Genomic DNA, 10,102 nt, shown 5'->3' with positions numbered 1-10,102 from the left:
AAAATCGCGCGCCCGACCCCCAATAGGCTCTATGGCGGGCTTGACCTGAGCCGAACACGCCGGATGTATAGGCGTCGAGCGTCCGGCGAGCCTCGCCGCGCCCTGCGTCGTCACGCCTTCAGGGAACCCCCGGGTGGTCCGCCTGAAGCCTCAGCCCCAGGGCGGAGGTTTGAGCCGGAGTCTCCTCCGGCGCGGCCGCAAAGGCGCGGAGATGCGGGATTCCGGGGCGCCGTTTCGTTCGGAACGCGGCCCTCGCCGCGCTAAAACGACGTCTGGGGGATCAGAAATGCGGAGGAAGACCTTATGAAGATCGGGGCGCCGAAAGAAAGTTTCGCAGGCGAATCGCGCGTGGCGATGACGCCCGACAGCGCCTTGCAGCTTCAAAAGCTGGGCTATGTTTGCCTGATCGAATCGGGCGCGGGCGTAAAGGCCGGATTCTCCGACGCCGCTTATGAAAAAGCGGGCGTGCGCGTGGTCCCCTCGACGGAGGCCCTCTTCGCCGAGGCCGAGATCGTGGCGAAGGTCCGCCCTCCGACCCCGGAGGAGCTGAAGCTCACCCGCAAGGGACAGCTGCTCATCTCCTTTTTCTACCCGGCCCAGAATAAAGAGCTTCTGGAGCAGGCCAAGGAGATCGGGACCAACGTCGTCGCCATGGACATGGTGCCGCGCATCTCGCGCGCCCAGAAGATGGACGCCCTCTCCTCCATGGCCAACATCGCGGGCTATCGCGCGGTGATCGAGGCCGGCGCCAATTTCGGCCGCTTCTTCACCGGACAGGTCACGGCGGCGGGCAAGGTGCCCCCGGCCAAGGTGCTGGTGGTGGGCGCGGGCGTGGCGGGCCTTGCGGCCATCGGCGCGGCGACCTCGCTCGGCGCCATGGTCTACGCCTTCGACGTGCGGCCGGAAGTGGCCGAGCAGATCGAGTCCATGGGCGCGGAATTCGTCTATCTCGACTTCTCGGAGCAGCAGACCGACGGCGCCGCCACGGGCGGCTACGCGGCCCCCAGCTCGCCGGAGTTCCGCGAGGCCCAGCTCAAGAAATTCCGCGAGCTGGCCCCGGATATGGACATCGTGATCACCACGGCGCTCATCCCCGGCCGCGACGCCCCCAAGCTCTGGCTGAAGGACATGGTCGAGGCGATGAAGCCCGGCTCGGTGGTCGTGGATCTCGCCGCCGAGCGCGGCGGCAACTGCGATCTGACGGTTCCGGATCAGAAGATCGTCAGCGACAACGGCGTGACCGTGGTCGGCTACACCGATTTCCCGAGCCGCATGGCTTCGCAGGCCTCCAGCCTGTATTCGACGAACATCCGCCATATGATGTCCGATCTGACCCCCGGCAAGGATGGTCAGGTCGTCCACAACATGGAGGACGACGTGATCCGCGGCGCCACCGTGACCTATGACGGCGCGATCACCTTCCCGCCGCCGCCGCCGAAGATTCAGGCCATCGCCGCGCAAAAGCCCAAGGAGAAGCCCAAGGAGCTGACCCATGAGGAGAAGCGCGCGCTTGAGGTCGCGAATTTCAAGAAAAGCACGCGCAATCAGGTCGGCCTGCTGGCGGCCATGGCGGGCTTTCTGCTGATCCTCGGCGGGTTCGCTCCGGCGAGCTTCATGCAGCATATGATCGTCTTCGCTCTGGCGGTCTTCGTGGGCTTTCAGGTGATCTGGAACGTCGCCCATTCGCTGCATACGCCGCTCATGGCGGTGACCAACGCGATCTCCTCCATCGTGATCGTCGGCGCGATTCTGCAGATCGGCTCGGACGTCTCGCTCGTGAAGATCCTTGCGGCTTTGGCCGTGCTCATGACCGCCGTGAACATCGTCGGCGGCTTCATGGTCACGCGCCGGATGCTCGCCATGTTCCAGAAGTCGTAAGGGGGTTGAAATGCCTTTGGGATTGGTTTCAGCCGCCTATGTCGTGGCGGCGGTGCTCTTCGTCCTCTCGCTGGGCGGATTGTCGAATCAGGAAAGCGCGAAACGCGCGGTCTGGTATGGCGTGGTCGGCATGGCGCTGGCCTTCTTCGCCACTCTGCTGACGCCGGGCGTCGGCGGCGGATGGCTGGTGCTGCTCATGGCGATTCCCGGCGCGATCGGCGGCGCGATGCTCGCCAAGCGCGTCGGCATGACCGAGATGCCTCAGCTCGTGGCGGCCATGCATTCGCTGGTCGGCCTCGCGGCGGTCTTCATCGCGATCAACGCCGAAATGGAGGCGCGGCACGTCGCGGGCCTCGGCGAGGAGGCTCGCAGGGCTCTCACCGGATTCGCGGGCGTGCTGGCGCATAAGAGCGGCGTCGAGCTGAACATCATGAAGGTCGAGGTCTTCCTCGGCGTCTTCATCGGCGCGGTGACCTTCACCGGCTCGGTCATCGCCTTCGGCAAGCTCGCGGGCAAGGTCGACGGCAAACCCAAGCAGCTGCCCGGCGGCCATATGCTCAACGCGGGCGCTCTGGCGCTCTGCGTGATCCTCGGGATCATGTATCTGGCGGGCGCGGGCCTCTGGACCGTGGTGCTGACCGCCGTCATCGCGGGCTTCATCGGCTGGAATCTGATCATGGGCATCGGCGGCGCCGACATGCCCGTGGTGGTCTCCATGCTCAACAGCTATTCGGGTTGGGCGGCCGCGGCCATCGGCTTCACGCTGGGCAATGACCTGCTGATCGTGGTGGGCGCTCTGGTGGGCTCTTCGGGCGCCATTCTGAGCTACATCATGTGCAAGGCGATGAACCGCTCCTTCGTCTCGGTGATCCTCGGCGGCTTCGGCGGCGCGGCGAAAGGCCCCGCCATGGAGATCGCGGGCGAGCAGATCGCCATCGACGCCGACGGCGTGGCCGCCGCGCTCAACGACGCCGACAGCGTCATCATCGTGCCGGGCTACGGCATGGCGGTGGCTCAGGCGCAGCAATCGGTCTCCGAGCTGACGCGGCGTCTGCGCGCCAAGGGCAAGAACGTGCGCTTCGGCATTCATCCGGTGGCGGGCCGTCTGCCGGGGCATATGAACGTGCTGCTCGCGGAGGCCAAGGTGCCCTACGACATCGTTCTGGAGATGGACGAGATCAACGACGACTTCCCGGAGACCGACGTGGCCATCGTCATCGGCTCCAACGACGTGGTGAATCCCGCCGCGCAGGAGGATCCGAACTCGCCCATCGCCGGCATGCCGGTGCTGGAGGTCTGGAAGGCGAAGCAGGTCTTCGTCAGCAAGCGCGGCGCCGGAACGGGCTATTCGGGCATCGAGAACCCGCTCTTCTATAAGGACAACACCCGGATGTTCTACGGCGACGCCAAGAAGTCGCTGGACGAGCTGCTGACCAAGATCGCCTGATCTTTCCGCCTGAGAATCGAAAGAAGGCCCGGAGGGAGACCTCCGGGCCTTCGTCATGTCGTCTCGCCTCAAGCGCGCTTCAGCCAGGCCCGCAGGATCTCTTCGTCATTGGGCGTCGGATTATGCCCGAGCGCGGCCTGCTGAAGCTCCGCCGAGGCCCCGGCCCGCCTCAGAGCCTCCGCAAGGGGCTCCGCGGAAGGATCGCTCGCGCCGGTCAGCAGAAGCGCTTCGGCAGGCGCGGGGGCCGCGCCGGGCTCGGCCTCCAGCACCATCTGCGGACGCAGCAGGATCCCCCGCCGGATCGCCCCCGGATGGAGCAGCATCGCCGCTCCGAGAAGGTTCGCGCCATTGGACCAGCCCAGAACCGCGACCCGCTCGGGATCCAGCCCATAGGCCCGCTGCGCCTCCTCCAGAGTCCAGACCAGAGCCTCGGCCTCGGCGCGGACGTCCTCCTGATCGAAGCGCCGCCCCGGCAGACGCCGGAACCAGCGATGGCTCCCCTCCTCGATGCTGCGGCCCCGCAGACCCAGCAACGTGGCGCGCGGCGCGACCCGCGCGGCGAAGGGCATCAGATCCGCCTCCATCCCCGCCGAGCCATGGAGCAGGATCAGCGTCGAGCCGTCGGGCTCCGCGCCTTCGGGATCGCGGAAGCGATGGACGAAGGGCAAATCCCGCCGAGGCCGCCGAGGCGCGCCGGGGAGGGCGAATTGCGGCAGCATGGCCGCCAGATCCTCGACGCCTTGGGCGCGGGGCGGGAAGAACAGCCTCGTCCCGAGAGTCTCCTCCGGCTCGTCGAGCAGGAAGCCCGGCCCGTCGGAGGCGCATTCGATCAGAGAGCCGCCCGGCTCGCGGACGTAGAAGGAGAAGAAATATTTCCGGTCCCGGAGCGAGGTCTCCGCCCCTTCCGCCGAAAACTCCGCCGCCAGAGCCCGCACCGCCGCTTCGTCCGGCGCGCGAAAGGCGACGTGATCCGCCGCTCCCGCCCCCGCGACGCCGGGATAAAATCCGCTCGCGTCGCGGACGTCCAGAGCGTCGGTCTCCGAGAGCATCCGCTGAATCGAGCCCTCGCGCGGCCCCGGCCGATAGCCGAAGCGCGCCACGAAAGCGGCGGTTTCTTCGGGCTTTTCGGTCAGCAGAGTCGCGGCCCGAATGCGGATGGGCGCCATCTCCTCGGGGGCGGCCCCTTCCGGAGCCTCCGCCCCGACCAGCTTGACGATCACCCCGTCCGGATCCTTCAGACGCAGGACCGTCTCGCCGAATTCGCGGCTCGGGCTTTCATGCGGAACGCGATGCTCCATCGCCCGCGTCAGCCAATGGCCGAGGCTCTCTTTCGGCACGGAGAGCGCCACCTCTCCGATTTGCCCATGTCCGGCGCGGCCCGGGGCGCCGTCCTCCCAGACGAGGAAGGTCAGCAGAGTCCCGGGCGCGCCCACGCGGTCGCCGTAGAACAGATGCAGCTGCGTGGGGTCGGCGTAGCCGGCCGTGCGCTTGACGAGGCGGAGGCCGAGGAAGCCGACGTAGAAATCCACATTGGCCTGCACCCGCCGCGTCACCAGCGTGACGTGATGAATTCCGCTGGTCACTTCGCGGCTTCCCGCGCGAGGACCGTCTTGACCCCTTCGTCGGCGGCGAGGCGGTCATGCAGCGCCATGACGTTCGGATAGGCGCCCATGCCCTCGGGCAGCTTGGCCCGGCCCCAACGGATCATCGGGAAGGCGTAGGCGTCCATGACCGAACGGCCCTCAAGGATCCATTCGCGGCCCTGAAGATGGTCGTTGAGGATCTTGAAGCGCTTGCGCACCAGATCAAGGCCCGCCGCGCGGGTCGCCGCAAGCCCCGCCTCGGAGCGGTCCGTGGTGTAGCGGTCGGCCATGAAGACCGGGTAGAAGGAGGGATGCAGATCCCCCGTGAAGAAGCTCGACCAGCGATGCGCCTCGGCCGCCGCGCGCAGGCCCTCGCCGCCCGAAAGCTTCGCCTCCGGATGCTTGGCCGCCAGATATTCGAGGATCGCGCCCGCCTGAGTCAGAATCCAACCGTCCTCCTCCCGAAGCGCAGGCACCGCGCCCGAGGGATTCACCGCGACCAGCTCCGGCGAGCCGTAAGTCACGCGATGGGCCTCATAGGGCGCGCCGATCCACTCCAGAACGATATGCGGCGCGAGGGAGCAGGCTCCGGGCGCGTAAAACAGCTTGGTCATAGGGATTTCCTCGGGATTCGGTTTTGTCGTCAGGGATATGGGGAGGCTTATGCGGTTTTCTCCAGAGGCCGACAAGCCGGAGCGGAGAAACAGTCAGATTCGGGCTGGGGCCTTGAACAGAAAAAGCCCGCCCCGGCGCTCCGGAGCGGGCTGTTCAAAGGCGCCTCAGGACAGATCAGGCGGCGGGCTTTCGGGCCTTTTCCGACCCCAAGGGGTCGTTCAAAGGCCCTGATTCATTTCGTCGCCGCGTTTTCACGACGCGAAGCCGAAACGGCTTCGCTGGACAACGCTCCGGCCGCCTGAGCCTCGACCATATCCACGATCTCGCTCATAATCTTGGTGAGGTCGAAATCCTTGGGCGTATAGACGCGCGTCACGCCGGACTTCAGCAGCAATTCGGCGTCGGAATCCGGGATGATGCCGCCGACGATCACGATGACGTCGTTCATCTCCAGAGCCTTCATGCGCTCCAGCACCTCCTCGACGAGCGCCAGATGCGAGCCCGACAAGATGGACAGCCCCACCACATGCACGCTTTCCTCAAGCGCCGAATTGACGATCTGGGCGGGAGTCAGGCGGATGCCTTCATAGACGACTTCAAAGCCGCAATCGCGGCCGCGCACGGCGATTTGCTCGGCGCCGTTGGAATGGCCGTCGAGGCCCGGCTTGCCGACCAGCATCTTGATGCGCCGCCCGAGGCGATCCGAAACCTCGGCCACGCGCTGACGCACGACCTTCATGCGCGTGAGGTCGGTGCTGGGCGCCGAAGAGGCCGCCGAAACGCCTGTGGGGGCGCGGAACTCGCCGAAGATCTCGCGGAGCGCTCCGCCCCATTCGCCCGTCGTGGCGCCGAGCCGCGCCGCGATGATCGAAGGCGGCATGACGTTGCGGCCTTCCTTGGCGGCGGATTTCAGCTCCGCGAGGGCGGCCTGCACGGCCTTTTCGTCGCGCTGGGCGCGCCAAGCCTTGAGCGAGGCGATTTGCTCGGCCTCCACCGCCGGATCCACCACGAGGATCGCGCCGTCTCCGCCCGAAAGCGGCGAGGGCTCGCCGGAGGCGTATTTATTCACGCCCACGACCACCTGCTCGCCGGATTCGATCCGCGCCAGACGGGCGGCGTTGGATTCCACAAGGCGACGCTTCATATAATCCAGAGCGTTGAGCGCCCCGCCCATCTCCTCGATGCGGGCCAGCTCCTCGCGGGCGCCGGTCTTCAGCTCCTCGACCTTGGCCGCCACCACCGGAGAGCCGTCGAAGAGATCGCCATATTCGAGGAGGTCGGTCTCGAAGGCGAGAATCTGCTGCATCCGCAGCGACCATTGCTGATCCCAAGGCCGCGGCAGGCCCAGCGCTTCGTTCCAAGCGGGAAGCTGCAAGGCGCGGGCGCGGGCGTTCTTGGAGATCGTCACCGCGAGAGCCTCGATGAGGATGCGGTAGACGTTGTTTTCCGGCTGCTGCTCGGTCAGGCCGAGGCTGTTGACCTGCACGCCGTAGCGGAAGCGCCGGAGCCTTTCATCCGTGACGCCATAACGAGTCTCGGCGATCTCCTCCCAGAGCTCGCCGAAAGCGCGCATCTTGCACATCTCGGTGATGAAGCGCATCCCGGCGTTCACGAAGAACGACAGCCGCCCGAGGATCTGACCCAAGGTCTCGGCGGGGATCTCCTTGCGGGCCTTGAGCGAATCCAGAACCGCGATGGCCGTCGCCAGAGCATAAGCGAGCTCCTGCTCAGGCGTCGCGCCCGCCTCCTGCAGGTGATAAGAGCAGACGTTCATGGGGTTCCATTTCGGAACCTCGGTGAGGGTGTAGGCGGCCACGTCGCCCACCAGCCGGATCGAGGGCGCGGGCGGATAGACGTAAGCCCCGCGCGAGAGATATTCCTTGATCAGATCGTTCTGCGTGGTGCCTTGCAGGCTTTTCGGATCGACGCCCTGAGCCTCCGCCGTGGCGATGTAGAGCGCGAGCAGCCAAGGCGCCGTCGCGTTGATCGTCATGGAGGTGTTCATGCGGTCGAGCGGAATGCCGTCGAGCAGGGCCTTCATGTCGCCGAGATGGCTGACCGGCACGCCCACCTTGCCGACTTCGCCGCGCGCAAGCGGATCGTCGGAATCATAGCCGGTCTGGGTCGGCAGGTCGAAGGCGATGGACAGGCCCGTCTGACCCTTGGCCAGATTGCTGCGATAAAGCGCGTTGGACTTGGCCGCCGTGGAATGGCCGGCGTAAGTGCGCATGAGCCAAGGGGCGTCGCGGGCGACGGGCGGCTTGGGAGCGGCGTCGGACTTAAGCTCGGACATGATCGCGGATTCCAGATCAGCGCGAGGGCGCGGCCTCGCTTCGGCGTCGGTTCTGGCGCGACTATACCCATCCTACGCCGCAGCGCAAAAGCAATATTAAGTCTCAAGCGAGCCTCAGGACGAAGGGATGATGCGCAAATCACGAAATCGACCGCGCGACGTCCCCGATCATCCTCCCGCGCGACGCCCCCGCCCGAGAGGCCGCAAGGCTGTTCGCCGGGGCGGCCCGATCCGCGGCGGCCGCAGGAGCCGCCGCGCCCTATCCTTAAGACGCAGGCCCGGCCCGACGACGGCTTTCCTCCGCCGCGCCGCGCCCTTGCGGAGGAGGCCGGGATTCTCGCCCTCTTCATCTGAGCGCCCGACCCTGCGCGCGGCTCAGGCGGGGCTTCTGATCCTGGATCCGCGCGCCGGAGGGATTCCCGCCCGCATTCCAAAGCCTTACGGCCTCTGGCGGGGCTTCCGCCCCTGCGCGGAGAGGAGGCGCGCCCGACCCGCCGCCCTGCTCCCGACCGGAGCCGCTCCGGGATCCTCCTCGTCTTCTGCGGCCCTGAGCGACGAAAACTCCCGGCCCGCGTCCTTCCGCGCCGCTCATCCGGACCCTTCGCGTCGCAGCGAAAGTTTGACTTTCTCCGCGCCGCGGAGCATGTTGCCCATACGCCGCAGTCTATGGCTTGCGAGGCGCCATCTCATACGTGAGTTTAAACGGTCAATGACGTTTGACGATCTGAATCTGCCCGCTCCGCTCCTCCAGGCCATCGCCGAAGCGGGCTATAAGGAGCCGACGCCCATTCAGGCCGAGGCCATCCCGCATGCGCTGGCGGGCCGGGACGTTCTCGGCATCGCGCAGACGGGCACCGGAAAAACGGCCTCCTTCACGCTGCCGATGATCGCCTTGCTGGCTCAGGGCCGCGCCCGGGCGCGCATGCCGCGCTCTCTGATCCTCGCGCCGACGCGCGAGCTGGCCGCTCAGGTGGCCGAGAACTTCGAGACCTACGGCAAGCATTACAAGCTCACCATGGCTTTGCTGATCGGCGGCGTCTCCTTCAACGAGCAGGATAAGCTCATCGACCGCGGCGTGGACGTGCTCATCGCCACGCCGGGGCGGCTGCTGGACCATGTCGAGCGCGGCAAGCTCATGCTGACCGGCGTGCAGATCATGGTGGTGGACGAAGCCGACCGCATGCTGGACATGGGCTTCATCCCCGACATCGAGCGCATCTTCAAGCTCACGCCCTTCACGCGTCAGACGCTCTTCTTCTCGGCGACCATGCCGCCGGAGATCGTCAAGCTGACGAGCGAGTTCCTTCAGGCGCCGGTGCGCGTCGAGGTGGCGCGTCCCGCCACCACCGCCGACACCGTGGCGCAGGGCCTGCGGCAGATCGAGGGCGGCGGCGGCCGCGAGATCGAGACCAAGCGCAAACGCGACGTGCTGCGCGCCATGCTCAAGGGCGAAGGCGACAAGCTGCGCAACGCCATCATCTTCTGCAACCGCAAGCGCGACGTCGGGGTTCTTTATAAATCCCTTGAGGTCCATGGCTTCTCGGTGGGCGCCCTGCACGGCGACCTCGACCAGCATGTGCGCATGCGGGTGCTCGACGGCTTCCGCAACGGCGCGATTCAGCTGTTGGTGGCCTCGGACGTGGCGGCGCGCGGACTCGACATCCCCGACGTCAGCCATGTCTTCAACTTCGACGCCCCGACCCATCCCGAGGATTACGTCCACCGCATCGGCCGCACGGGCCGCGCCGGACGCTCGGGCACGGCCTACACCCTCGCGCTGCCCAGCGACGCCAAATACATCGCGCAGATCGAGGATCTGACGAAAAAGCCCATTCCGCGCCTCGAAGCCCCCGGCAGGGCCGCCCGCGCCGAGCCTGAGGCTCAGAGCAAAACCGGCGAAGAGGCTCCGGCCGAGCGCGCCGAAGGCGGCTCCGGCCGCCGCAACGAGCGCGAAGAGAGAGGCGGGCGCCGTCGCCCGACGGAGGAGCCCCGCCGCGAGGGCCGCGGCCCGCGTTCCGAAGCTCCCCGCTCCGAACCCTCTCGCACGGAGTCGCGTCCCGACTCCCGGAACGAGCAGCGCCCCGATCCGCGCGCGCCTCTGCCCGGCCGCGAGCGCAACGACCGCTTCGACAGAGGCGGCCGGGGCGGTCGGCGCCGGCGCGAGGAGGAGGAGGAGATGGACGAGAACGTCGTGGGCTTCGGGGACCATGTCCCGGCCTTCATGCTCATCCCGACGCCGGTCCTCGCCAAGCGCAAGGACGAGGGCGAAGAAATCGCCGCCTGAGC

At 67.0% G+C, this 10,102-nt stretch carries 6 protein-coding genes; 3 read left to right on the top strand and 3 right to left on the bottom strand.

Annotated elements, in window-relative coordinates; all coding sequences use genetic code 11:
* Positions 1–303 precede the first annotated feature (303 nt).
* Positions 304–1,878: a Re/Si-specific NAD(P)(+) transhydrogenase subunit alpha gene (locus B161_RS0111120; RefSeq protein ID WP_018633478.1), complete on the top strand. Its 1,575-nt coding sequence runs from the start codon at positions 304–306 to the stop codon at positions 1,876–1,878.
* A 10-nt stretch (positions 1,879–1,888) separates the two neighbouring features.
* Entirely contained in the window at positions 1,889–3,325 is a 1,437-nt protein-coding gene (locus B161_RS0111115) for an NAD(P)(+) transhydrogenase (Re/Si-specific) subunit beta (protein WP_018633477.1), read from the top strand.
* A gap of 68 nt (positions 3,326–3,393) precedes the next feature.
* Here the strand turns inward: B161_RS0111115 and B161_RS17865 are convergent, their stop codons facing one another.
* From B161_RS17865 to B161_RS0111100, 3 genes are all read right to left on the bottom strand, one after another.
* A complete protein-coding gene (locus tag B161_RS17865; protein ID WP_018633476.1) occupies positions 3,394–4,908 on the bottom strand; it encodes a VOC family protein in 1,515 nt (504 codons plus the stop codon).
* A complete protein-coding gene (locus B161_RS0111105; protein ID WP_018633475.1) occupies positions 4,905–5,522 on the bottom strand; it encodes a glutathione S-transferase family protein in 618 nt (205 codons plus the stop codon). The genes B161_RS17865 and B161_RS0111105 overlap by 4 nt, the downstream gene beginning before the upstream one ends.
* 233 nt (positions 5,523–5,755) lie before the next feature.
* Positions 5,756–7,816, bottom strand: coding sequence for a protein meaA (locus B161_RS0111100; RefSeq protein ID WP_018633474.1), 2,061 nt, complete (start codon positions 7,814–7,816; stop codon positions 5,756–5,758).
* A gap of 709 nt (positions 7,817–8,525) precedes the next feature.
* On the opposite strand from B161_RS0111100, the gene B161_RS0111095 reads away from it, so the two are divergent.
* Complete coding sequence (locus B161_RS0111095; protein ID WP_018633473.1) at positions 8,526–10,100, top strand: DEAD/DEAH box helicase; 1,575 nt, start codon at positions 8,526–8,528, stop codon at positions 10,098–10,100.
* Positions 10,101–10,102: the final 2 nt, after the last annotated feature.

Source organism: Neomegalonema perideroedes DSM 15528, from assembly GCF_000374145.1.
Taxonomy (GTDB): domain Bacteria; phylum Pseudomonadota; class Alphaproteobacteria; order Rhodobacterales; family Rhodobacteraceae; genus Neomegalonema; species Neomegalonema perideroedes.
This window is presented reverse-complemented; position numbering and strand designations above follow the sequence as displayed.

Bases quoted from the DNA above. Each gene is read 5' to 3' on its own strand.
- B161_RS0111120 (WP_018633478.1), top strand. From the start codon at position 304: ATGAAGATCGGGGCGCCGAAAGAAAGTTTCGCAGGCGAATCGCGCGTG.
- B161_RS0111115 (WP_018633477.1), top strand. From the start codon at position 1,889: ATGCCTTTGGGATTGGTTTCAGCCGCCTATGTCGTGGCGGCGGTGCTC.
- B161_RS0111105 (WP_018633475.1), bottom strand. From the start codon at position 5,522: ATGACCAAGCTGTTTTACGCGCCCGGAGCCTGCTCCCTCGCGCCGCAT.
- B161_RS0111100 (WP_018633474.1), bottom strand. From the start codon at position 7,816: ATGTCCGAGCTTAAGTCCGACGCCGCTCCCAAGCCGCCCGTCGCCCGC.
- B161_RS0111095 (WP_018633473.1), top strand. From the start codon at position 8,526: ATGACGTTTGACGATCTGAATCTGCCCGCTCCGCTCCTCCAGGCCATC.